General features: G+C 53.5%; 19 protein-coding genes and 1 tRNA gene. 18 read left to right on the top strand and 2 right to left on the bottom strand.

The features are described from left to right. Positions 1–72: 72 nt before the first annotated feature. Together CJP46_RS22335 and CJP46_RS22330 are read left to right on the top strand one after the other, a co-directional pair. Positions 73–1,221 (top strand): aminotransferase class V-fold PLP-dependent enzyme, encoded by a 1,149-nt coding sequence (locus tag CJP46_RS22335; protein ID WP_094597825.1) that lies wholly within the window; start codon positions 73–75, stop codon positions 1,219–1,221. Between the two features lie 215 nt (positions 1,222–1,436). After that, entirely contained in the window at positions 1,437–1,937 is a 501-nt protein-coding gene (locus tag CJP46_RS22330) for a DUF4446 family protein (protein WP_094597876.1), read from the top strand. On the opposite strand, the gene yyaC is transcribed toward CJP46_RS22330, so the two are convergent. After that, on the bottom strand, positions 1,912–2,517 hold the full coding sequence (gene yyaC / locus CJP46_RS22325) for a spore protease YyaC (protein WP_094597824.1): 606 nt from the start codon (positions 2,515–2,517) through the stop codon (positions 1,912–1,914). The genes CJP46_RS22330 and yyaC overlap by 26 nt on opposite strands. 143 nt (positions 2,518–2,660) lie before the next feature. On the opposite strand from yyaC, the gene CJP46_RS22320 reads away from it, so the two are divergent. The 4 genes from CJP46_RS22320 (at position 2,661) to CJP46_RS22305 (ending at position 4,238) form a co-directional block, all read left to right on the top strand. Beyond that, a complete protein-coding gene (locus CJP46_RS22320) occupies positions 2,661–2,921 on the top strand; it encodes a putative Se/S carrier protein (protein ID WP_094597875.1) in 261 nt (86 codons plus the stop codon). A 6-nt stretch (positions 2,922–2,927) separates the two neighbouring features. Next, positions 2,928–3,857 carry a mechanosensitive ion channel family protein gene (locus CJP46_RS22315; RefSeq protein ID WP_373558024.1) on the top strand — a complete coding sequence of 310 codons (930 nt, stop codon included), beginning with the start codon at positions 2,928–2,930 and terminating at the stop codon, positions 3,855–3,857. A 2-nt stretch (positions 3,858–3,859) separates the two neighbouring features. Beyond that, positions 3,860–4,078, top strand: a complete 219-nt coding sequence (locus CJP46_RS22310; RefSeq protein ID WP_094597823.1) for a DUF951 domain-containing protein — start codon at positions 3,860–3,862, stop codon at positions 4,076–4,078. Between the two features lie 69 nt (positions 4,079–4,147). Then, positions 4,148–4,238 (top strand) — tRNA-Ser (locus tag CJP46_RS22305). 475 nt (positions 4,239–4,713) lie between these two features. On the opposite strand, the gene CJP46_RS22300 is transcribed toward CJP46_RS22305, so the two are convergent. Continuing rightward, positions 4,714–4,908, bottom strand: coding sequence for a YjzC family protein (locus tag CJP46_RS22300; protein WP_094597822.1), 195 nt, complete (start codon positions 4,906–4,908; stop codon positions 4,714–4,716). A 202-nt stretch (positions 4,909–5,110) separates the two neighbouring features. Here CJP46_RS22300 and rpsF point away from each other — a divergent pair, with 202 nt between their 5' ends. The 12 genes from rpsF to CJP46_RS22240 all read left to right on the top strand — a co-directional run bounded on the left by rpsF (position 5,111) and on the right by CJP46_RS22240 (position 23,682). Next, positions 5,111–5,398, top strand: coding sequence for a 30S ribosomal protein S6 (rpsF, locus tag CJP46_RS22295; protein ID WP_094597821.1), 288 nt, complete (start codon positions 5,111–5,113; stop codon positions 5,396–5,398). 50 nt (positions 5,399–5,448) lie between these two features. Continuing rightward, entirely contained in the window at positions 5,449–5,940 is a 492-nt protein-coding gene (gene ssb / locus CJP46_RS22290) for a single-stranded DNA-binding protein (protein ID WP_094597820.1), read from the top strand. Between the two features lie 21 nt (positions 5,941–5,961). Further along, the gene (rpsR, locus tag CJP46_RS22285; protein ID WP_076172485.1) at positions 5,962–6,234 is read left to right on the top strand and encodes a 30S ribosomal protein S18; all 273 of its coding nucleotides are present in this window, start codon (positions 5,962–5,964) and stop codon (positions 6,232–6,234) included. 313 nt (positions 6,235–6,547) lie between these two features. Beyond that, on the top strand, positions 6,548–8,383 hold the full coding sequence (locus tag CJP46_RS22280) for a sensor histidine kinase (protein WP_094597873.1): 1,836 nt from the start codon (positions 6,548–6,550) through the stop codon (positions 8,381–8,383). Continuing rightward, positions 8,376–9,896 carry a response regulator transcription factor gene (locus CJP46_RS22275; RefSeq protein ID WP_094597819.1) on the top strand — a complete coding sequence of 507 codons (1,521 nt, stop codon included), beginning with the start codon at positions 8,376–8,378 and terminating at the stop codon, positions 9,894–9,896. Before CJP46_RS22280 ends, CJP46_RS22275 begins: the two co-directional genes overlap by 8 nt. Before the next feature lie 340 nt (positions 9,897–10,236). Then, complete coding sequence (locus CJP46_RS22270; RefSeq protein ID WP_094597818.1) at positions 10,237–11,727, top strand: ABC transporter substrate-binding protein; 1,491 nt, start codon at positions 10,237–10,239, stop codon at positions 11,725–11,727. A gap of 92 nt (positions 11,728–11,819) precedes the next feature. Continuing rightward, the gene (locus CJP46_RS22265) at positions 11,820–12,749 is read left to right on the top strand and encodes an ABC transporter permease (RefSeq protein WP_094597817.1); all 930 of its coding nucleotides are present in this window, start codon (positions 11,820–11,822) and stop codon (positions 12,747–12,749) included. A gap of 27 nt (positions 12,750–12,776) precedes the next feature. Beyond that, on the top strand, positions 12,777–13,697 hold the full coding sequence (locus tag CJP46_RS22260; protein ID WP_094597816.1) for a carbohydrate ABC transporter permease: 921 nt from the start codon (positions 12,777–12,779) through the stop codon (positions 13,695–13,697). A gap of 39 nt (positions 13,698–13,736) precedes the next feature. Further along, complete coding sequence (locus CJP46_RS22255; RefSeq protein WP_094597815.1) at positions 13,737–16,040, top strand: glycoside hydrolase family 3 N-terminal domain-containing protein; 2,304 nt, start codon at positions 13,737–13,739, stop codon at positions 16,038–16,040. Then, complete coding sequence (locus tag CJP46_RS22250; RefSeq protein ID WP_094597814.1) at positions 16,041–19,139, top strand: alpha-mannosidase; 3,099 nt, start codon at positions 16,041–16,043, stop codon at positions 19,137–19,139. A 110-nt stretch (positions 19,140–19,249) separates the two neighbouring features. Continuing rightward, on the top strand, positions 19,250–20,569 hold the full coding sequence (locus tag CJP46_RS22245) for a glycoside hydrolase family 125 protein (protein ID WP_094597813.1): 1,320 nt from the start codon (positions 19,250–19,252) through the stop codon (positions 20,567–20,569). Next, positions 20,566–23,682, top strand: coding sequence for a beta-galactosidase (locus CJP46_RS22240; protein ID WP_094597812.1), 3,117 nt, complete (start codon positions 20,566–20,568; stop codon positions 23,680–23,682). The genes CJP46_RS22245 and CJP46_RS22240 overlap by 4 nt, the downstream gene beginning before the upstream one ends. Positions 23,683–24,018: the final 336 nt, after the last annotated feature.

The following is a 24,018-nucleotide window of genomic DNA, read 5'->3' as shown; positions in this document are numbered from 1 at the left end:
GCGTCTAAGTGATTCCTGAAAGGGACCGAAGATGCGTCATTCTTTGTTCCTTGGAGCGGAGTGAAACGGGATATGAACTCAGTTGTATATCTGGATCATGCAGCGACTTCTTGGCCAAAACCACCGGGTGTTCTGGCGGCCATGCAAAAGGCAATGGAGGAAGCGGCAGCGAATCCGGGGCGGGGGAGTCATCAAATGGCCGTGCAAGCGAGCAGGGTTCTCTTTGAGGCCCGTCGTGTGTTGGCTCAGTTGTTTCGGGTGAAGAACCCCAATAACATCATTTTTACCCATAACACAACCCAAGCATTAAATATGGCGATCAAGGGGATTCTGAAGTCCGGTGACTATGTCGTTGCGACCATGATCGAACATAACTCGGTGCGGAGGCCGCTGGAATATTTAATGCGTACGCTGGATATTCAAGTGGATTACATTGGGGTAAATGATCAAGGAGAACTGAACATGCAGCAGCTGGAGGCTTGCTTATCTAAGAAGCCGAGGCTCGTTGTTTGCAGTCATAGCTCGAATTTATTGGGAAGTATTCTGCCGATCCAGAGGATTGGTGAGTTGGCACGCAGCAGCGGAGCGGTATTTTTGGTGGATGCGGCCCAAAGTGCCGGTGTGCTGGACATTGATGTGGAGGCTTGCTATATAGACATGCTGGCCTTTCCGGGCCATAAAGGGTTGCTCGGTCCGCAGGGGACGGGAGGACTCTACATATCGCCGGAGATTGACCTGGAGCCACTGATCCATGGAGGGACAGGCAGCCAGTCCGAGGAAAAGGAAATGCCCACCGTAAGGCCGGACCGGTATGAAGCGGGAACTTTGAATACGATCGGAATTGCTGGGCTTAAGGCAGGGGTGGAGTATGTATTGAAGGAAACTCCGCGGCGAATTTATCGGCATGAATGGGCATTAACCCAGACGATGATCGAGGGTTTGGGAGGACTGCCGGGCATGAATTTACTTGGTCCAGCACTCGGGAAGGATAGAACCGGAATCGTAGCCTTCACGGTCCAGGGAAGGGATTCAACGGAAATTGCCTTCCACCTGGATCGGCAATTTGGGATTGCAGTCAGAGCGGGGATGCACTGTACACCGCTGGCCCATTATGCGATGCAGACCGAAAAGACCGGAGCGGTAAGGGCAAGTGTAGGTGCGGACAGTACGGAGCAGGACGTTCAGCGGATGATTGAAGCGATGCACGAGCTGGTTCGTTGACTAAAGGCCTCGACGGAAAACTTTCAAAGTCGTTTTTTTAATTAAACCTCGATGGCAAGACAAAGCCGGTACACCCTGGATAGCTGAAGGGATGACCGGCAAAAATGGGTGGTTGGAAACAAACAACCCTATAAGTATCAAGTGACAGTGTATGTGGGATGACGATGCGTCGTGGAAAACGGGTAGGTCAAGATTGGGGAAAAGGAATGAACAGCATGTCGGACTTAAATGATTTAATCAGCGAACAATTACCAGGAATCATTGGCGGGATCGTACTCCTCATTTTGATCTTGCTCGTGTTGGTGCTGACACAAGGGGCAAAGCTAAGAAAAATTCGCCGTAAGTACGAAACGATGATGGCCGGCAGCGGGGTGGAAGATTTGGAGACGCTGCTCATCGATCTGAAAACACAGGTGGACAGCGTAGAGGATGAGCAGCAGCAGCAGCGAGAATCCGTGTCACTGGCATTGAACAAGCTCCAAACGATCAAAGGGAATATCGGCATCAAACGCTACAATGCATTCAGCGAACGAGGGAGCGATTTAAGCTTTTCGATTGGAATTGTTGATTCTAACCGGAACGGAGTCGTCATCACTGCGCTGTACAGCCGTGACAGTTCCTACGTTTATGCCAAACCGGTGGAATCCGGGCAGTCGACTTATCCCCTTTCTCTTGAAGAGGTAGAGGCGATTAATCTAGCCTTGCAAAAAGCGTAGTACGGGCTTTCCATTCCTTAATGGCAGAATGGAGGCTTGATGCAATAATCTCTGACAAACGCATCACCAAGCTGAGCCTGGTGTTCTGCAGCACAAAGTATTCCATGAAGCCGCCGACATTAACGATACCCGTCAAATGGATATCGCCAACCGGCGGTAATTCTTTATGTACACCTGCGCCGGGTTTGAGCGGGCCGTTAGCGACTTGAATGCAGCCAACGCTGGAGGATTGTCCTAGGCACGCATCAATGCCAATAACGAACGGATTGTCATACAGCGCATAGATAGAGGAGAGCGTCTCTTGGAGGTTCACGGCATGCACAGGCTCGTCCAGAGTGCCGAACAGATGAAACCAAGGGCTTTTATACCGGGCCAATGCAGTGCCTACCAAAGGACCGAGGCAATCGCCAGTGGACCGGTCGGTACCGATACATACGACGATGACCTGTTGATTTTCCCCGGCTTGAGAGAGATGAAACAGAAGACGATGAATAATAGCGGAATGGATTTCAGGGTCTGTATGTGGTATTTTTAAGCATGTAAGCTCCTGTTTGGGAGACGTTTTTGGCCACTGAGTCATAGTATCTTCCTTTCCTTGCAATTGGTAGTAACTAGTATATGGAAGGAAGAGTGTTTTTATACTTCATGCAGGCGTTCCATAGAAAAAGTATTGCGGACGGATGCGGTAGAAAAAGGGCAGGGGAGAAACGGATGGTGGCAAAGATGGAGACCTGGATGCTGATTGCCTTTGATTCGACACAGCAGGCGCTGCGCGCCGAGATGCTGCTTGAATATGCGGATATTGAAATGGATTTATTTCCTACACCAAAGGAAATTACGGCGGGTTGTGCACTATCGATCCAGTTCCCGCGGGAGGAGCTGGAGAGTGTGCAGACGATCATTGAGCAGGAACAGGTGGAGATTCGGGGAATCTACTTCAAAGACAACACAGAGGGATATAAGAGCATCGAAGATAGGAGGTAGAGTTGATTGAGTAAGTTATGGCTTGAAGAAACCATTCCCGATCCAGAGCAGGCCGTCAAGCAGGCGGTAAGTATCGGCGATAAGTTTCTGGACTGGGTGACGAATGTAGATATGTGGACCAACGTGCTGTTTTCGGGCATTCGGATCATTATCTTGTTCTTTGTTACCCGCGTCATTATCAAGGTCGTCTCCAAAATTATAGACAAGTCGCTGGCGCGTCATGAGCAGAGCAGGATGAACGTCAACCCGCGGAGGTTCGCCACGGTAGCCGAGCTGCTGAAAAACGTGACGGCAGTCACCTGCAATTTTATAATGGTGCTTCTGATATTGTCGGAATTCAACTTTCATTTGGGACCGCTCCTTGCAGGGGCAGGGGTGCTTGGTTTGGCCATAGGTTTTGGCGCGCAAAGTTTGGTTAAAGATGTGATTACCGGATTCTTCATTATATTGGAAGACCAATTTGCGGTAGGAGACGTCATCCAGACAGGGACCTTCAAAGGCACCGTAGAGATGATCGGCCTTCGGACCACTCGCATCGTGAGCCCTACCGGTGAAGTTCATATTTTACCTAACGGTTCCATTGCCAGCGTAACGAACTACTCCTTGTCCAATGCGCTTGCGATGGTTGACCTTCCGATGAAAAACGAGCGAAACCTGGATGAAACCGTAGCCCTGATTAAACAGGCGCTTACCGGCATTCAGCAGCGGGATCCCAACGTCATTTCGATACCGAATGTACTCGGGGTGCAATCTTTGAACACAAGTGAATACGTCATCCGGATCGTAGCCGAGTGTATGCCGAACACCAAAGGGGATGTCGAACGGCAGATTCAGGCGGACGTGAAGCAGGCTTTGGAATACGATGACATGATGAAACAGGCGCAGACCGAGCTTGCGGCAGGTAATGAAGGGAATAACGAAATGGGGGAAGGATAACGGTGGAACGTAAAGTGTTTCAGCTCGGAGATATCGTCCAAATGAAGAAAAACCACCCATGTGGAAGCAATGAGATGGAGATCATCCGCATGGGAATGGACATTCGAATCAAATGTGTCGGCTGCCAGCACAGCGTATTGATTCCCAGGGCGAAGTTTGAAAAAAACATGAAAAAGGTGCTTCGTTCGAAATCGGAAGAGGGGACGGAAGGACAGGTTTAGACCTCAATATCTTTTGGGCAACTAAGGCTTGCACAAATGATGGACATGTGCTATAATCAATTTTGCTGCGGAAAGGTACCCAAGAGGTCTAAGGGGGCTGACTCGAAATCAGTTAGGCGTCGCAAGGCGTGCGAGGGTTCGAATCCCTCTCTTTCCGCCACATTCCCTTTTTTAAGTGACTGCGCATAGAATACATACGGCGAAAACCTTCAGTTGACGAAACTGAAGGTTTTCTTATTTTATTAGATCCTGAGGCTTAATGAGAGTAGCAGGGTGTAAACCTGTTATGTGCCAATAACTCCTAAGGGTGCAGGGTCTTCATTATAAGCTGCCTGCAGACGGCTGCATATAAACCAAAGGAGGACCTAGAAGGTCCTCCGATTTGGCAGGCGATGCCATGATTTTTTGGAATTCATTCACATACACTTCAGCAAGTGAAACTCGGGTCAGCCTTTAGCAAATCTTTGCTTTAGACAAAAAGTGTTTTTAGCACTTCCCTCCGCTTCTTGAACGTGCTGTTTCTGACTTCCTGTGCTTTGTTGCGTTGATCATGTCCAACGGAACCACACCTCTCTCAAGCACCGCCTGATTGTATTATGTGCAGTTTTCGCACGGTTATTCATCCATTTTTAAAATTAGTGGACCCGGGCTTTCGTCATCTTTTTCCATTTGCGGTCTTTGTTCGAAGTCTCTGGAAAGGTATCACCCTTAGCCAGCTCCACCCGTTTCGGATCGTTGATTTCGGTATGAAAGCTGTTTTCGCCAACCTCCATGTACACGCCGGGATTCGGCGCTTTGTCGCCTGGCTCGAATTCCGTTTTTTCACCCATGGACAAGGCCTCCTTTACTCGTTAGAATGGACTGCCTCTGTAGTGTGTACCCTTGACGGATAATCATGTGCTATGGGGAATCAATACCTGCTTTGTACTTGCAATCATTAGGCCAATTTGATATATTAATATGGTGCGAGTTTAGGCTCGTTCCTTGCTCCTGACATGATCAGGGGCCGAAGTCCATAAGGAGGTGAAACATATGCGCAAATACGAAGTGATGTACATTATTCGTCCTGACATTGAACAAGATGCTGTTCAAGCTGCAGTCGAAAAATTCCAAGGCATCATCTCCAACGGTGGAGAAATCACTAAGCACGATGTGATGGGTAAACGCCGCCTTGCGTATGAGATCAACAAATTCCGTGACGGTACTTTTGTTCTGGTTAACTTCAGCGCCAATCCTGACGTTGTAGCCGAGCTTGAGCGCCTCATGAAAATTTCTGACGAAGTCATTCGTTATCTCATTACGCTTGACGTTGTTGCTTAATATCCGTTTACGGTATTAGTGATGAAATTCGCTCAAAGGAGGGGACTCGATTGTTGAACCGTGTTATTTTGATCGGCCGGTTGACCCGGGATCCGGAACTGCGCTATACACCTTCAGGGGTAGCCGTAACGCAGTTTACGCTCGCTGTGGATCGCCCGTTTACGGCGCAAGGCGGAGAGCGTGAGGCGGACTTTATTCCGGTGGTCACATGGAGGCAGCTTGCTGAGACCTGCGCCAATTATCTGCGCAAAGGCCGTCTGACGGCTGTAGAAGGGCGCATCCAGGTACGGAATTACGAGAATAACGAAGGTAAACGTGTATACGTCACCGAAGTCATTGCCGATAACGTACGCTTTCTGGAATCGTCCAACCGCGAAGGCGGAAGTGGCGGTGGAGGAGGAAGTACTCCGCGTGAAGAACCTTCATATGGAGGCGGCGGACGCGGCGGTAATAACAACTATTCGCGGAACAATTCCAATCAAGATCCTTTTTCCGATGACGGAAAACCGATTGATATTTCGGATGATGATTTGCCATTTTAAAAAGGAAAGGACTGAAACAGCATGGCTTTTAAACAAAGAGAAGGCGGAGACAACGACAAGAGACCGGCTCGCCGCGGCGGCCGTAACAAACGTCGTAAAGTGTGCTTCTTCACTGTGAACAAAATTACTCACATTGACTATAAAGATACCGATCTGCTGAAGAAATTCATCAGCGAACGCGGTAAAATTTTGCCTCGCCGTGTAACCGGCACAAGCGCAAAATACCAACGCATGCTGACGATTGCGATCAAACGCTCCCGTCAAATCGCATTGCTGCCATACACTACAGAGTAATCTGTACAATGGCCAGCGAGAAAGCCAGTACTTGGACATCCCAGGTGCTGGCTTTTTTTGCTGTGAGGAAATGTTCAAAATTATTCCATTTGTCTTACGGGAAATGAAAAAGTTATCATAGTGGTATTGCTGCATAGGCATTGGCGGCATGGTTGTAAGCGTACTCGCGGCAAAGTGAAGGGCAGGGGATTCCATTTCCCGGGCAATTTCCTGGTGATGATTTTTCGGTCTTGGAGGCTTAGCAAACAGCGTGTTCCTTAACGGCCAATGAGGGTATGATATAATGGAAAAACGGCGAGACGGGGGGATTACCATGGGACTAGGCAGAATCTACAGGAATTATTTTAAAAACAACATGTTCATGAGGGTTCTGCTGATCTTTACGATCGTTGCGATCTTTACGATTGTGATCCTGTCCTATCTGATGTTCTCTTCCCTGTCCCAATCGATCGTAGAGAAGGAACTCAACAACCAGAAGGCCGCGATGGAAAATGTCAGCCGGTACCTGGATCAGCGTTACCAATCGGTAGAGAATATTGCCAGGGATATGTACCGGAACGAAATGCTGTTCTCGAACATTTCCTTTTTGATGGAGCATCCTTATTCGCAATATGTGCAGCATCGCATGGACCAGTTTTATAACGAAACGAATAACAACTCGACGGACCCGCTGCAGTATTTCCAACAGGTGATGGACGAGAACGGGGATATCCGCAACATCATGCTGTACAGCTCGGAGCGGCAGTATCTTTCTGTATTCAAGCCAAACAAGCAGTACAAGCAGCTGACCACCGATCTGACCCACTCCTACATTCCGGACGTCATGGCGATGGATTATAAGGGTATCACTTCACCCAACTACTGGATACGGAAGGCGGCGGACCAATGGGCGCCAGAGCTGTATGCCATCCGGGTACCGATCAACAACCGGCAGCTCAAGAACGCGGGACAGTTTCTCGTTTACTTGGATTCTGGGGGCATTACCGATGCCCTGACCAGCTATAAGGACAGCTTCAAAGGGGATATTGCGGTACTTTCTGCGGACGGCAAGGTTTTGTATGATTCGGAAGGGAAATATTATGGAAAGACCTATCCATATATGGATGTGACTGATTCTCTGTACGACGGTGGGGATACCCGCCCGGCTGAGGTTAGCAGCCGAATGTATATCAACAAGCTGACCTCGGCCGATAACGGATATGTCGTGATTGGAGCCGTTCCGAAGAAGGTTGTTGAGGCCAGCTACTCAGGGATCCGGAAAACGATAATTACGATCAGCGGGATCTGTATTTTGTTTGCGATCTTTTTCCCGGCCTTCTTTGTGATTAATTTCGCCAACCGGACGAACCGGATTATCAAGATTACGCGCAAGGTGAAAAACGGGGATTTGTCCGCAAGGATCGATAACCCAGGAGAAGATGAGCTTGGCCAGATTTCCAGAAGCTTTAATGACATGCTGGACGAGCTGAACCTGTATATCGAGCGGGTGTACAAGGCCGAAATCAAACAGAAACAGACGGAACTGGTGGCGCTGCAGGCGCGTATCAATCCCCACTTTCTGTACAATACACTTGAAGTGATCCGGATGCGGGCTATTTCCCAGGGGGCCAAGGATGTCGGGGAGATGATTTACAGTCTGTCCGTGCTTTTCAAAAGTCTGGTTCAGAAGAAAAAGATTTACACGCTCAAGGATGAGCTGGAGGCATGCCGCCTATATCTGGAGCTGTTCCGGATACGCTATAAGGAGAAGTTCAGCTATACCATCGATTCGGACCCGACGCTGCAGGGCACATCGGTCATGAGGCTGTCGCTGCAGCCGCTGATTGAAAACTATATCGTTCATGGCATTCAGACGAATCGCGACGATAATCATCTGGACATACAGGTGAGGGAAGAAGGCGATACGTTGGTGGCCGTGATTACGGATAACGGTAAAGGAATCACGCCTGAGCGCCTGGCTGAAATCCATGAAGAACTCGGGAAGCCGGAGGAGTCCGGCGAAATGTTTGGGCTGCGCAGTGTACACAGCCGGCTGCAGTTTCTGTACGGCCCAGATTACGGGGTGGAAATTGACAGTCGGCCAGGAGTCGGTACGGTCGTCACCGTACGCTATCCTAACCGGGAAGGGACGGATACTGAAGATGTATAAAGTGTTTATAGTGGACGATGAGCCGTTCATTATTGAGGGGCTGTACGATATTTTAGATTGGGCCACGCTCGGACTGGAGATCGTCGGGCATGCAGAGAACGGCCGTCAGGCGCTCGAGGTCATGGCGTCCACGCCCGTGGATGTGTTGATTACGGATATTTCCATGCCGGTGATGGACGGACTGAGCTTGATCGGCGAGGCACGTAAAACCCGCAACGACCTGAAGGTGATCATCCTAAGCGGATACAACGAGTTTGATTACTTGAAACAGGGGATGAGGCTCGGCATCGAAAACTATTTACTGAAGCCGATCAATGTCGAGGAACTGGAATCGACGCTGCGCAATACCGTATCCAAACTGGACAGTACGAAAGCGGGCGGATTGTACAGCGCATTTGATGTGCAGATTTTGAAGGACAATACGCTCTACCGCTGGATGAATGGGCAGATCGCCCCTCCGGAATTTACGGAAAGGGCCGACCTGCTCGGCGTGGATTTGAACCGGCCCTATATGGCCGTGGCAGTTCTTCGGGCAATAGCCGATGAAGCGGTGTTCGAACAGGCCGACGGCTTGCTGAAAGACAGCACGGAACTGACGCTGTTCCGCGATGTGGACGGGGATACCGTGCTTATTGGCAGCCTGGAGGACCCTAAGGAGGGGAAAACACGTCTAATGACGGCGCTGGAGCAGCTGGAGGCTGATTTGGCGAGGCAGGGCTGCACAGTGCATATCGGCGTCGGCTCGGCGGTGAGCATGCCTGATGAGGCTTCTGTCAGTTACAGAGAGGCCAAGCAGTCGCTGGAGTATTTCATGGTATTCCCGGATCGACGGATCATCGATTACACCAGCCTGGAGGAGAATAGCGGCGGCCCGGAGCGCCATATCGCCATTGCCTGGGACGAATATGCCAAGCTGATTCTGGCGAGGGACGAAGCCGGGCTGAACCGAAAAATCAAGGAAGATTTTGAGCAGATGCAGACGGCAGGGCATATTCGGCCGGAGGATTTGCTGAATGCCGCCCTCGAGCTGGTGATCCGGTTCAAAATGGAGCTGGAACAGATCAAGCATACGGATGAGTCGGATATATTTAAGAACGGCCTTGGCAGGGTTCGGGAAAGCAACTCGCTGCAGGATCTGATTGCCGCGCTGCAGGAAGTGGCTGGGGCTGCTGTTCAGTCGCTGCTGCAGGACATGAAGAACCCTGTAGTGAATCAGGTGCTCGTCCATATTCACAACCATTATGCCGACGAACTGTCGCTGAAAACGCTGGGGGTACAATATCATATCCATCCTGTGTACCTGGGTCAGCTGTTTCATAAGGAAACCGGGGAAACGTTCGCCGAATACATCAACAAGTTCCGAATCGAGAAGGCGAAGCAGCAGCTGAAGAACACGAACCTCAAGGTACAGGAGATTGCACGGAACGTAGGCTACTGGGAGACCGGATATTTTTATAAACAGTTCAGGAAATATGTCGGGATTTCGCCGACAGATTACAAGGGGCTGGGTTGACCGGCTTTGGATACCCTAAATCAGATGAGACTTAACACCTACATCTCATCCGATTTAGGGTTTTTTTGTGACGTTTGATGCACATAAACTCAAATGAAAATGAAAGAAAAACAATAAAAGTAAGCGTTTCATCGAAAAAATGACAAAATTAGACAAAAAGAAAACCTTTTCTTTAATTTGTACACGGTTTTATTTAGTTTATCTTCTTTTTGTAACGGCTTACATCCGTTAAGGTTATCTTAGTTAAACAAACCGAGCCGGAAACAATAAAAGAAAAAGCCGGCTAGGCCGCTTGGTGGGCAGACATCATTGACTGCAACACAAAAAGGGAGGAACACACATGAGCAAGGGTAAGAAAAGCTTCTCGTTCGCACTGGCCATGTTGACGGCCTTCGCGCTAGTTCTCAGCGCGTGCGGAGGGGGCAACAAAGACGCGGAAAGCAGTGGTTCCGGATCTTCTGGGAGCTCCGAGAAGCCGGTTAACCTGATCTGGTACACGATTGGCACACCGCAAAAAGACGTTGACAAGGTTATGGCCGAGGTCAGCAAGTATACGAAGGAAAAGATTAATGCAACCGTCACCATGAAAATGATCGACTGGGGCGACTACACGCAAAAAATGCAGGTAAACGTGGCTTCCGGCGAACCAATGGACATTTTGTTCACATCCGCAGGCGGATTTGATTACGTACAGAACGCAAGAAAAGGCGCGTTCATGGAACTCGACGATCTGCTTGATAAATACGGAAAAGGCATCAAGGACACCATCGATCCTGCGTTCCTGGAAGGCTCCAAAGTCGATGGACACAACTACGGCATTCCGGCTAACAAAGAACTTCCTCAACAAGAAGTATGGCGCTTCAACCAAAACCTGGTGGACAAGTACAAGCTGGATACCTCCAATGTACGTTCCCTGGAAAGCATTGAGCCGCTGCTGAAAACGATTAAGGAAAAAGAGCCGAACGTAACGGCGTTCGCGATGGACAAAAACTACGTTCCTTATGTTCCTTATGACTATGTCATTCAGAACCTGCCAATGGCGGTGAAGCTGGATACGACCGATTACAAAATCGTCGACATCCTCGAAACGCCTGAAATGAAACAAGCGCTGACAACGATGCACAAATATTATCAAGCCGGTTATGTGGCTCCAGAAGCAGCAACGACGGGTTCCACCAACGATTTGATGACTTCCGGCAACTGGTTCATGGATCGTGCGCAAACCCAGCCGCTGGCTGACAACGCTTGGTCTTCAAGCTACGGCTACCCGGTTAAATCGACGCCTGCAAGTGATGCAATCATCACGAACACATCGGTTCAAGGTTCGATCATGGCGATTTCCGCGAACTCCGAGCATCCGGAGAAATCAATGGAATTCCTGAACCTGCTCAACACGGATCCGGTACTGCGCAACATGGTTGACTCCGGTATCGAAGGCACTCATTACAAGAAGGTTGACGACAAGCACATTGAGAACCTTCCAGAAGGCAAAAACTACGACATGCCGTCGTACTCTCTCGGCAACAACATGCTGCTCTACTTGAATCCGAACGACCCGGACGACAAGTGGGATCAATTCAAGAAATTTAACGCCGAAGGTAAAAATTCTCCAATCCTGAGCTTCAACTTTGACAGCACGAAAGTAGCAACCGAAATGGCAGCCGTACAGAACGTGAAAGAACAGTTCTGGGCATCCCTGATGACCGGTACCGTTGATCCGAACACGTACCTGCCAAAAGCGATTGCAGCATTCAAGCAAGCTGGACTCGACAAAATCATTGCTGAAGCTCAAACACAGCTCGATGCCTGGAAAGCTGCAAACAACAAGTAATAAAGAAAACAATTCGGAAAGGATCGGGCGGGTGGTTTAGCGCCCGGTCCTTTTTCACTGTATGACCAATCTATATGTAGGAGGGAAACAGAATGGCCGCATTTTTCAAAAGCCTCATTAAAAACAAAGTCATGCTGTTCATGGTACTGCCCGGTGCCATTTGGTTTTTCTTCTTTTCGTACCTGCCGCTGGTCGGTACGATTGTGGCGTTTAAGCAGTACCGGTTTAACCGGGAAGGCTTCTGGGCCAGTATCAGCAAGAGTGAGTGGGTAGGATGGGACAATTTCAAGTTCCTGTTCAGCACGAATGACGCGTTTACGATTACGCGAAACACGTTGTTGTACAACCTGACATTTATTATTCTCGGACTCATCCTGTCCGTAGCCATGGCGGTCCTGCTCTCCGAGCTAGTCGGCAAAATGATGGCGAAGGTGTATCAAACCGGGATGTTCCTGCCGTACTTCCTGTCCTGGGTTATCGTTGGATACTTCGCATTCAGCTTCCTGAGCATGGACCGCGGGATGTTCAACCAGATCCTCGGCTGGTTTGGCGCCGAGCCGGTTCAGTGGTATTCTGATCCGAAGTATTGGCCGTATATCCTCGTCTTGGTCAGCCTTTGGAAATCCGTCGGCTATAACAGCGTCGTGTATCTCGCCTCCATCATGGGCATCGACAAATCCCTGTATGAAGCAGCCATGATCGACGGCGCCAGCAAATGGCAGCAAATCAAGAACATTACGATTCCGATGCTCTCGCCGATCATCATTATCATGACACTCCTCGCAGTGGGCCGGATTTTCTACGCCGACTTCGGACTGTTCTATCAAGTCCCAAGAGATTCGGGTACGCTGTACTCCGTCACCAACGTTATCGATACGTACGTATACCGCGGTCTGAAAACGACGGGCGAAATTGGTATGAGTACCGCTGCAGGCCTATACCAATCGGTCGTCGGCTTTGTTCTCGTTATCGTGTCCAACTTTGTCGTCCGTAAAATCGACAAGGACAGTGCATTATTCTAAATCATTTCTTGAAGGGAGTGTCAGGTTATGGCGGAGGTCATTCAAAGAAAAAAACGGGATTTTCATCATGTTTCGCGCGGCGCGAACGCCGTTCTTCATACAATTGCGGCGATCTTTTCCTTCTTGTGCGTATTTCCATTCCTGTTTGTCGTCATTATCTCGTTAACCGATGAAAAAACGCTGGCAACGGACGGCTACCGTCTGATCCCGGCCAAATGGAGCTTCGAAGCTTACAAATTCGTATTTCAAAGCGGTGACACGCTGCTCCGTTCCTATGGCGTGACGATCCTCGTTACGGTCGTGGGTACGCTTGTCAGCTTGATCCTGATCTCGCTTTACGCATATGCCATTTCGCGGAAAAGCTTCCGCTACCGCAAATTTTTCTCCATATTCGCAATTTTGACGATGCTGTTTAACGGCGGGATGATTCCGACGTATATGGTCGTGTCGCAATTGCTCGGATTGAAAGATACACTGTGGGCGCTAATTTTGCCGCTCGCGATGAACGCCTTTTATATCATGATTCTGCGTACGTTCTACAGCACCAGCGTACCGGAGGCGATTATCGAATCGGGCCGGATCGACGGCGCGGGCGATTTCTACATTTTCCTCCGTATCGTGCTGCCGTTGTCGCTGCCGGGTCTGGCCACGATTGGTCTATTCAGTACGCTCGGGTATTGGAACGACTGGTTCAATGCCTTGCTCTATATCGACAATCCGAATCTGGTGCCGCTGCAATCGATGCTGATGCGGATCGAATCCAGCATTCAGTTCATCCAGCAAAACTCGGCGAACAGCTCGCTCAGCATGGCTGCACTGCAGTCCATTCCGCAGGATACGTCCCGTATGGCAATGGTCGTGCTCGCTACGCTGCCAATTATTTTTGCATATCCGTTCTTCCAACGTTATTTTGTACAAGGACTTACCGTGGGTGCCGTCAAAGAATAATAAACAACATCATTATATGGAGACAGGAGAGAAGTCGAGATGTTGATTTACAAAGACAAGACGAAACCAACTGTGGAGAGGGCCCGGCATTTGCTAGGTCTGATGACTTTGGAAGAAAAGGTCGGCCAGCTCGTGCAACCGTTCGGCTGGCAAACCTATGAACATAGAGATGGAAAGATTGTTTTAAAGGAATCCTTTAAGCAGCAGGTCCAAAACGGAGGCGTCGGTTCCCTGTACGGGGTGCTGCGCGCCGACCCCTGGACCGGCGTTACGCTGGAGAACGGGCTGTCCGCCAAGCAGGGGGCAGAGGCCGTTAACGAAATTCAGCGTTATGCCATCGAAAACTCCCGGCTCGGCATTCCGATCCTGATCGGGGAAGAGTGCTCGCACGGGCATATGGCGATCGACGGCACGGTGTATCCGGTGCCGCTGCTGCTCGGAAGCACCTGGAACGTCGATTTATACCGCGAGATGTGCCGTGCCGTGGCCGCGGAGACGCGGGCGCAGGGCGGGGCGGTTACGTACTCGCCGGTACTGGACGTAGTGCGCGATCCCCGCTGGGGGCGCACGGAGGAGTGCTTCGCCGAAGACCCTTACCTGATCGGCGAATTTGCCGCCGCATCGGTCCAGGGGCTTCAGGGCGATGCTCTGGACAGCGACGCTAGCGTTGCCGCGACGCTGAAGCATTTTGTCGGATACGGCAGCTCCGAGGGTGGACGCAACGCCGGCCCTGTGCATATGGGCTGGCGCGAGCTGCTTGAAGTGGACCTGTATCCGTTCAAAAGAGCGGTGGAAGCCGGTGCCGCATCCATCATGCCGGCGTATAATGAAATTGACGGGGTACCGTGCACGGTGAATACGGAACTGCTGGAGGACGTCCTCCGCAAGCAGTGGGGATTTGACGGCATGGTCATCACCGACTGCGGGGCCATCGACATGCTGGCCGCGGGTCATGATGTGGCGGAAGACGGCATGGATGCCGCCGTTCAGGCCATTAAAGCGGGCATCGACATGGAGATGTCCGGCGAAATGTTTGGCAAGTATTTGCTGGATGCAGTCAGCCAAGGCAAGCTTGGCATAGGCGTCCTGGACCGGGCGGTGCTGCGGGTGCTCGTACTCAAGTTCAAGCTGGGCTTGTTTGACCGGCCGTATGTTGATCCGGACCGGGCGGAGCAGGTGATTGGCCGAACGGAACATGTGGAGCTGGCCCGCAAGCTGGCTGAGGAAGGTATCATTCTCTTGAAGAACGCGAATAATGCGCTGCCGCTGGACAAGCAGGCGGGCACCATTGCGGTGATCGGGCCAAACGCTGATCACGGTTATAATCAGCTGGGCGATTATACGTCGCCGCAGCCGGCGGACAAGGTGGCGACCGTGCTGAAGGGCATTCGGGCGAAGCTCGGCGCTGAATCCAGCCGGTTGCTGTATGCACCGGGCTGCCGGATTAAAGGTGATTCCCGGGAAGGGTTTGACACGGCGCTGTCCTGCGCGTCTCAGGCAGACACCGTAGTGATGGTTATGGGAGGATCGAGTGCACGCGATTTCGGCGAAGGCACAATCGACCTGAAGACCGGCGCCTCGAAGGTGTCGGACAACTCCTGGAACGACATGGAGTGCGGCGAAGGCATCGACCGCATGACGCTGGGATTGGCGGGCGTGCAGCTGGAATTGATGCAGGAGATCCATAAACTTGGCAAGCGGCTCGTCGTGGTGTACATCAACGGCCGTCCGATTGCCGAGCCGTGGGTGGACGAGCATGCTGACGCGATCCTGGAAGCGTGGTATCCTGGGCAAGAGGGCGGACACGCGGTGGCGGACATTATGTTCGGCGACGTCAATCCGTCCGGACGGCTCACCGTGTCGATTCCGAAGCATGTCGGCCAGCTGCCGGTGTATTACAACGGCAAACGCTCGCGGGGCAAGCGGTATATGGAAGAGGATTCGAAGCCGCGGTATCCGTTCGGTTACGGCCTCAGCTACACAACCTTTGGCTACGATCAGCTCCGCGTCAGCACGAATTCCATAACGGAAGATGAAACGGCGACCGTGTCCGTGAACGTGACGAACACCGGCAGCCGTGCCGGGGCGGAAGTGGTGCAGCTGTACATTTCCGATGCCGTCAGTGCCGCAAGCCGTCCGATGATGGAGCTCAAAGGGTTTACGAAAGTGGAACTTGAACCGGGTGAATCCCGGACCGTGGAATTTAAGATCGGCAGGGAACAGCTGCAGTACGTGGGCAGGGACCTGAAGCCCGTCGTGGAACCGGGGCTGTTCCGGATCCATGTCGGCAGACATGTAAACGACACGAAGAGCACGGAGTTGGCCGTGCGGGAGGGTAAATAAATGGAACGGATCAGACGCTTTATCCGTGAATTGTCAGACAACCGCTGGCTGGAGCAGACAGAGCTCCGCAGCTGGGATATCACCCGCTCTTATTACAAACTGCCTGGCGAATATGAGAATACGGCTCCTTACCCGGAAGGGAAGGGGCTGGCCTCTTTTCCAAGCAAACAAGGAACGACATATTTCTTCCGGACACGGCTTGAGCTGCCGGAAGGCTGGCCATCCGAGCCGGTTGGTCTCGTCTTCGCATCGGGCGGAGAAGGCCTGCTTCGCGTTAACGGGGTTTCCTTTCAGGGCCTCGACCGCAACCATACGTACGTGACGCTCGATCCCGCAGTGATCGGGGAAACACCGGAACTCGAAATTGAACTGTTCGACCCGGTTCCGGAACCGGTCGATCCTTTGAACCAGCAGGCGGTCATCAACCCGCCGATCACGTCCGTCACGAGTCAGCTCGTGAGGCCGAACCATGCGGTGCTGAGCCTGATGTATACAGTCACCGTCGTGCGCGACTCGCTGGTGCTGCTGCCCCAGGAGGATTTCCGCCGGGTGCGCCTGATGGAAGTGCTGTACCAAGCGATGGACCGGTTCGTAAGCTTGGATTCGGCGGCCATCCGTGATGGAAAGACCGTTGCTAATATTGAGGAAGCGTTAAGAGAGGGTGTCCGCGAAGTAGGCGGCAATGCCGAGGGGCTGGAGCATATGGTCGGCCAGTCGCACATCGATATCGCCTGGCTGTGGCCTGTTCGCGAAACGGTGCGCAAGGCGAGCCGCACATTCTCGACGGTCGACCGGCTGATGGAGGAATATCCGCAGTATCGTTATGCGCAAAGCCAGCCGCAGCTTTTTGCGTTTCTGAAGGAAAACGATCCTGAGCTGTTCGAACGGGTCAAGGCGCGGATCGCGGAAGGACGCTGGGAGCTGGTCGGCGGCATGTGGGTCGAGCCCGACCTGAATCTGCCGAGCGGTGAATCGCTGATCCGGCAGATTCTGTACGGCCAGCGGTTCTATCAGGAGGAATTCGGCCAGACGTCGAATATCGAATGGCTGCCGGACACGTTCGGCTACTGCGCGTCGCTGCCGCAAATTTTGAAACACGGCAAAGTAGATTATTTCATGACGACCAAACTCGGTTGGAACGATACCAACCTGTTTCCATATGATTTGTTCCATTGGGTGGGCATCGATGGAACACCGATTTTGTCTTATCTGAACCACGGTGTGAACGAGAACACGCTGCCGAAGGATGTTCACGACCACTGGCAGTCCTATCGGGAAAAGGCACTGCATCCCGAGCAGATGCTCCTGTACGGACACGGGGATGGCGGCGGTGGCGTCACCCGCGAGATGCTGGAGTATATCGACCGGTCCGATCTGATGGTTGGACAGCCGGCGAACCGCTACAGTACGGCGGCCAAGTTCTTCGAAAGCATTGAGCAAGCGGGGCCGGTACTTCCGACGTGGCGCGGCGATCTCTACCTGGAACTGCATCGCGGCACGTATACGACGCATGCTCGCAACAAACGCAGCAACCGTAAGGCAGAGGTGCTGTACCGGGAAGCCGAGCTGTGGAACACGCTGGCTGGGCCGCAAATGGATGCGGCAAAGCGTACAGAGGTGACCCGGCAGCTGCATGACGGTTGGAAGCTGATTCTGCTGAACCAGTTCCATGACATTATTCCGGGATCGGCGATTACCGAAACGTATGAAACGTCGGACAAGGAATACGGCGATATTTTCGCCAAAGGGGAGCAGGCACTGGACGAGGCGCTGCGTGCACTGGCGCCCGAAATCAACGTTTCCAGCACGGACGGCACTCCTTATGTCGTCTTCAACAGCCTCGGATGGAGTCGGAGCGCAGTGGTCCATATCAATGCCGATCAAGGCGAAGGTGCCTTGTTGGCAGCTTACGACGAGCATGGCGCGCGCCTGGAGACGGATATCGTCGATGGCGGAATCTCCGTCCGGGTTTCCGACGTTCCGGCACTGGGTTACAAAACCGTTTGGGTGAAACCGGAGGCTGGCGTGAATGCTGCTTCCGCCGGAGAAAAAGCGTTGGGTGATACATGGGAAACCTCCGCTTACCTCGTGCGGTTTAACGAGCGGGGTGAAATCATCAGCCTGCTGGATAAAGCCGCCGGCCGCGAAGTCGTGAAGCCGGGTGAACGGGCGAACCGTTTCCACTTCTTCCACGACCGTCCGACGCTGTGGGATGCCTGGGACATTGACACCCGTTACGAACAGCAGCCGGCCGGTGAGGCAGAGCTCCTCGAGAAGCAGTTGATTCTGGCCGGACGCACCAAGGACGTGCTCCGCTTCCGCTGGAAGATCGGACAGTCCGAAATCACGCAGGACATGATCTTCTATCACCATGACCGGCGGATCGATTTTAAAACGCATGTCCATTGGAACGAGGCGCACAAGCTTCTGAAAGTGGGCTTCCCGGTAGATGTGGTCACCGATAAGGCGACCTACGAAATTCCGTTCGGCTCCCTCGAGCGTGCCACCCATCGTAACACGAGCTGGGAGCAGGCGCAGTACGAGGTGTGCGGACACCGCTTCGTAGACGTGTCGGAGCATGGATACGGCATCAGCCTGTTGAACGACTGCAAATACGGCTATGACGTTCAAGGCAGCACGATCCGCCTATCCCTGCTTCGTGCGCCGAAATGGCCGGACGTGACGGCAGATCTTGGCGAGCATGATTTCACCTACTCTTTGCTGCCGCATCAAGGCGGCTGGAGGGAGTCGCATACCGTCCGTCAGGCGACGGAGCTGAACGTGGACATGCCTGTTCGCCAAGCTGGATCCGGTACGCAAGGCTCACGCCCGTCTACGGGATCGCTGATTTCGCTATCCGGCGGCCACGTCGTGCTCGACACGGTGAAACCAGCGGAGGACGGCAGCGGCGTCATCCTGCGGTTCTATGAATCGACCGGCGGACGCGAGCAGGTTGAGTTGACCTGGCCGGGTGCTATCAAAGAGGCTTACCTGTCCAATGCGCTCGAGGAGCCGGCTCATCCGCTGCAGCTCCAGGAGGGAAAAGTGCAGTTGTCTTTTGCCCCTTATGAAATCAAAACCGTCCTGCTTAAGCATTAAGCAGGTTGAATAACACAACATATAGAACTTTTTTAGATCAACAAGCAACACATGATTTGATGTGACATCATTTCACTCGACAATTCAGCCAAGTAAAGGGGCGTATCGCTTTGGAACAATTCAGACTTCCTAAAATACCGATGCCGACGCTGGAGATGCCGCAGGCGATCCAGGACGTAATCAAAGAAGCCGAGCAGAAGCTGGCCCACCGGCCGAAGCTGCTGCAGCTGTTCAAAAACTGCTTTCCGAATACGCTGGAAACGACGACCAAACTGATGGACGATGGGACAACCTTCGTCATTACGGGCGACATTCCGGCTTCCTGGCTGCGCGATTCCGTGGAGCAAGTCGTCCATTACGTGCCTTTTGCCAAAGAAGACAAGGATCTGCAGCGCATTATCAGCGGATTGATCAAGCGCCACGTGCAGTACGTCCTGATCGACCCGTACGCCAATGCGTTCAATGAATCGGCCAATGACTGGCACTGGAACACGACCGACGAAACGGACATGTCCCCTTGGGTGTGGGAGCGCAAATTCGAGATCGATTCGCTGTGCTTCGTCATTCGTCTGGCGTACCTGTATTGGAAGGAAACCGAGCTGACCGATATTTTCGATGCCAATTTCAAAAAAGCTATGCACGCTATGATCGACGTGTTCAAAACGGAGCAGCACCATTTCGAGAAGTCTCCGTACCGTTTCACGCGCAACAACGGCATTCTGACCGACTCGCTGCGTAATAACGGAATGGGTATGCCGGTCAACTATACGGGCATGATCTGGTCGGGTTTCCGCTCCAGCGACGACGCATGCGACTTCCATTACAACGTTCCGGGCAATATGTTTGCGGTCGTGGCGCTTCGCCAGATGCAGGAATTCGCCGAATGGGTCTTCCGCGACATGGACATGCTGGCTGAGCTCAAGGAACTGGAGATCGAGGTCAACTATGGCATTCAGCTGTACGGCATTTACCGCCATCCGCAGTTCGGGCCGATTTACGCGTACGAGACCGACGGCTTCGGCAATTACTGCCTGATGGACGACGCCGGTACGCCGGGCCTGATGTCCATCCCTTACCTGGGATACACGACGGCCGACGATCCGATTTATCAAAATACGAGACGGTTTGCGCTTAGCAAGGAAAATCCGTTCTACTTCGAGGGTAAGGCGGCCAAGGGTATCGGCAGCCCGCATACGCCGGAGGATTATATCTGGCATATGGCTTTGTCCATGCAGGGCTTAACCGCCCAGACGGCCGAAGAGAAGCTGGAGATGATCTCCATGCTGGAAGCTACCGATGCGGATACAGGCTTTATGCATGAAGGCTTCCATGCCGACGATCCGACCATTTTTACGCGAAAATGGTTCGCCTGGTCCAACAGCCTGTTCTCCCAGCTCGTGTATAAGGCTATGAAGGATGGTCTGCTATGAGCGGCCATATCATCATTCTGTGCGATCCGGATTTCCCGGCTGCGGGCAAGCTCCCGCAGGCTGGGGATTTCCAGCATGCTGCAGAAGTGGCGGTCGTTCGCGCCGAAGAACTGGCCAATGCGCTTCGCGGACTGGATCAGGGTTGTTTTGTCAATTTACACGCGCCTTATTTTCCAAAGACCGTCTGGACGGAGATTTCCGCCTTCCTGCATCGGGGGGGCAGCCTGATCAGCGCGGGCGGGGCGCCTTTTAAAATTCCTGTGGTACGGGATAACGGGTCTTGGATTTCGGAGACTGAGCAAACCGGTTACCATCAGGAACTATATATTCACGAAGCGCTGCGGGTGGACACCGCTAAGGTGACGGAACTCGCCGTTTCGGCCCGCATCCCGCTGCTGGACGGCCAAGAAGGCCTGTTTGAGCTGGCGGATGCCTGGAACCTGGTGCCGCATACGACCAAAAGCGCCGATTTGCCGCAGCAGATGGGCTCAGCCGGCCCGATGAGCACGCAGATCTACCCGCTGCTTACAGGCATCAGCGCCGAAGGACGGGAGATCGCCGCGCCGGTCGTGCTGTGGGAGAACTCCCGCGTGACGTTCGCCGGATCACGCTGGATGTTCGTGTTCCTGCCGCTGACCGAAACGTTCTGGAGCGGCAAGGGTGCTTCGCACCTGATCGACTGGGCGCGTTTCTGCGCCCGGGGCGTGACCGAGCTGTCGCTGAAGCCGAATTACGCTTCGTACGAAGCCGGGGAACACGCAGTGCTGACGCTGCAGACGCAGATTTTGCAGCGCGGGGAATCGCGCAGCACGGCGCCTGAACTGTGGAGCTTCGAGCTGGAAGTCCGCCATGAGGGCGGAAGCGGAGAGGCCTGGAACCACCAGTTCCAGGCGCAGGTGACGAAGGAACAAAACTTTGTGCGCATTCCGGTGCCGCTGGCCGTGAAGAGCGGGCTGTACCGCATCGTGTGCCGCGCGGAGGGACCGGACGGTGAGGTCCGCGTGCTGCGCCAGGGCTTCTGGGGCCGTGACGACCTCCTTCTGGCCGAGGGCTCGCCGATTACCCGCAGCCGCGACTATTTCATCAAGGACGGGCGGCCGCTGCCCGTCGTGGGCATGACGTACATGACCTCCGACGTGGCCCGGAAGTTCCTGTTCCTGCCGAACGTGGACGTCTGGGAGCGGGACATGGCCCAGATGGCCAAAGCGGGAATCAACTGGATCCGTACCGGTGTTTGGACGGCTTACCGGAATATGATGCAGGTCGACGGGCATGCCTCGGAGGAAGTGCTGCGTGCGATCGACGCCTTCTTCCTGACGGCGAAGCGCCACGGCCTGCAGGTGACCTTTACGTTCTTTTCCTTTACGCCGGAGACGTGGGAAGGGTTGAATCCTTATCTCGACCCGCAAAGCGTCGAGGCCCAGAAACGCTTCATCCGCAGCATCGTCAGCCGCCACACGGCCACGACGCATGTGGACTGGGATTTGATCAACGAACCGTCGATGTTCGATCCGCCGCGGATTTTCTCGGATGGACCGCGTTCCGCCCGGGATCCGTTTGAGCACCAAGCATTTGTGGAGTGGCTGGAGCGCCGCCACGGCGATATCCGCAGCCTTCAGGAAGCATGGAACATGACGCCGGACCAGCTGCCCGACTTTGCTTCGGCAGCCATTCCGGAAGCGGAAGAGATCAACTTCGACGTACAGGATATGCACAAAGCGAAGAAGGGAACAAGATGGCTCGATTACTGCTTGTTCTCGATGGATATGCACAATCGGTGGGCGGAGCAGCTCGTCGGCACGATTAAGGAGCTGTGCCCGGATCATTTGGTGACGGTCGGGCAGGACGAAGCTCTCGGCGCCCAGCGTCCGTCTCCGTTCTTCTATGAGCAAGCCGTCGATTATACGACGGTGCACTCCTGGTGGCTGAACGACTATCTGGTATGGGACGGCATTTTCACCAAAACGCCGGATAAGCCGAATCTGATCCAGGAGACCGGTATTATGTACGTAGAGACGCCGGATGGCCGCTCCAAGCGGTCGGAGGCCGAGCTGCGCAGCATTCTGGAACGGAAATACGCCTATGCCTTCTCGACAGGAGGGGCCGGCGCGATCCACTGGATCTGGAATACGAACTTCTATATGGACAACGCCAACGAATCGCATATCGGAGCGCTCCGCGCCGACGGCACGGAGAAGCCGGAAGCGGACGTGTCCTACGACTTTGGACGCTTCATCGCGGCTACGCGGGACTTGTTTACGGACCGGGAGCTCGAGGACATCGTCGCTGTCTTCCCGTACTCCAACGACTTCTCGAACCGCGCATTCGCGTTTCAGTCAACGACGCGGCTGACCCGGCTGCTGGCCTATGACCTGAAGCTGCCGTTCCGCGCGGCGTCGGAATACCATCTGGACGCCCTGCGGCAGAAGGCGCCGAAGCTGATCCTGCTGCCGAGCCCGCATAACATGGACAGCCGGGCACTGGACGAGCTGCTGGAGCTCGTCAAGGACACCGGCGCGACGCTGCTCGCCACCGGCCCGCTCGGCCTTGACGCCTACTGGCGGCCGACGACGCGGCTGGACGCCGTTCTCGGCGAGCGCCGGCTTGGCAACGTGCGCCGGGAGGAAATGCTCGGCTTGAACGGCCGCGCATTGCCGGTATCCTTCGGGCACCGGCGGATCGCCGAGGTGGCCAAGGAAATCCCGGCTGCAGGCAATAGCGGCAGCATGGATGCCCTCGTGGATGTGCCGCTGGGCAAAGGCCGGCTCATCTGGAGCCCGCTCCCGCTCGAACTGAACGGCCGCGACGAGCCGATCCTCGAGCTGTACCGGTACGCGGCTGCCGCAGCCGGCGTGGAGCGCGAGCTCGAGTGGCTGGCCGGCGGAGACCTGCCGGGCGTTTATGGCCGGAAGCTCAGCTTCAAGGACGGCAGCCTGTACGTGTTCGTCTCCGAATTCGGCTGGGATGCCCCGGTACAGGTCAAGGACCCGCAAACCGGAGCCGTCTACAGCTTTACGCTGGAAAACGACCGCAGCGTGCTGTTTGCCACCGATCGGAAAGGAAGCATTACGGCCGTTTACCGTCCGGAAGAGGTTGACATCCAAGTGGACTAAGGGCGTTAATTCGGTACAATACGGTTGAGACATTGGCCGGAAATTTTCAGGGATGCAGTCGCCCGGCCGAACGGGCCGGGTATCAAACCAATCCTTGTAAGGCAGGGGAAAAGGATAATTTTGGTGCGGGATCCAGGGATCCTGCGCCTTTCCGCTGCCGTATCGAGAACGGAGGGGTGTCCACTATGAGTGGACACTTGTTTTTAACAACCGGTAAGGGGCCGGGAAGAAGTCCGCTCCCTCACTAAGCTAAAGGCATTTGGCAGTGACTGCTGAACTTTCGGATCATAGTGTCAGAGTGTCCACTTATATGGAGAGAACCCTGGGATTGACCAC

Source organism: Paenibacillus sp. XY044, from assembly GCF_002257645.1.
GTDB lineage: Bacteria > Bacillota > Bacilli > Paenibacillales > Paenibacillaceae > Paenibacillus_AQ.
The sequence above is the reverse complement of the archived record's forward strand: the minus strand, read 5'-3'. Positions and strand labels throughout refer to the sequence as shown.

Bases quoted from the DNA above. Each gene is read 5' to 3' on its own strand.
- rpsR (WP_076172485.1), top strand. From the start codon at position 5,962: ATGGCTTTTAAACAAAGAGAAGGCGGAGACAACGACAAGAGACCGGCT.
- CJP46_RS22265 (WP_094597817.1), top strand. From the start codon at position 11,820: ATGGCCGCATTTTTCAAAAGCCTCATTAAAAACAAAGTCATGCTGTTC.
- CJP46_RS22240 (WP_094597812.1), top strand. From the start codon at position 20,566: ATGAGCGGCCATATCATCATTCTGTGCGATCCGGATTTCCCGGCTGCG.
- rpsF (WP_094597821.1), top strand. From the start codon at position 5,111: ATGCGCAAATACGAAGTGATGTACATTATTCGTCCTGACATTGAACAA.
- CJP46_RS22330 (WP_094597876.1), top strand. From the start codon at position 1,437: ATGTCGGACTTAAATGATTTAATCAGCGAACAATTACCAGGAATCATT.
- CJP46_RS22280 (WP_094597873.1), top strand. From the start codon at position 6,548: ATGGGACTAGGCAGAATCTACAGGAATTATTTTAAAAACAACATGTTC.
- CJP46_RS22260 (WP_094597816.1), top strand. From the start codon at position 12,777: ATGGCGGAGGTCATTCAAAGAAAAAAACGGGATTTTCATCATGTTTCG.
- CJP46_RS22335 (WP_094597825.1), top strand. From the start codon at position 73: ATGAACTCAGTTGTATATCTGGATCATGCAGCGACTTCTTGGCCAAAA.
- yyaC (WP_094597824.1), bottom strand. From the start codon at position 2,517: ATGACTCAGTGGCCAAAAACGTCTCCCAAACAGGAGCTTACATGCTTA.
- CJP46_RS22255 (WP_094597815.1), top strand. From the start codon at position 13,737: ATGTTGATTTACAAAGACAAGACGAAACCAACTGTGGAGAGGGCCCGG.
- CJP46_RS22270 (WP_094597818.1), top strand. From the start codon at position 10,237: ATGAGCAAGGGTAAGAAAAGCTTCTCGTTCGCACTGGCCATGTTGACG.
- CJP46_RS22275 (WP_094597819.1), top strand. From the start codon at position 8,376: ATGTATAAAGTGTTTATAGTGGACGATGAGCCGTTCATTATTGAGGGG.
- CJP46_RS22320 (WP_094597875.1), top strand. From the start codon at position 2,661: ATGGAGACCTGGATGCTGATTGCCTTTGATTCGACACAGCAGGCGCTG.
- CJP46_RS22250 (WP_094597814.1), top strand. From the start codon at position 16,041: ATGGAACGGATCAGACGCTTTATCCGTGAATTGTCAGACAACCGCTGG.
- CJP46_RS22300 (WP_094597822.1), bottom strand. From the start codon at position 4,908: ATGGGTGAAAAAACGGAATTCGAGCCAGGCGACAAAGCGCCGAATCCC.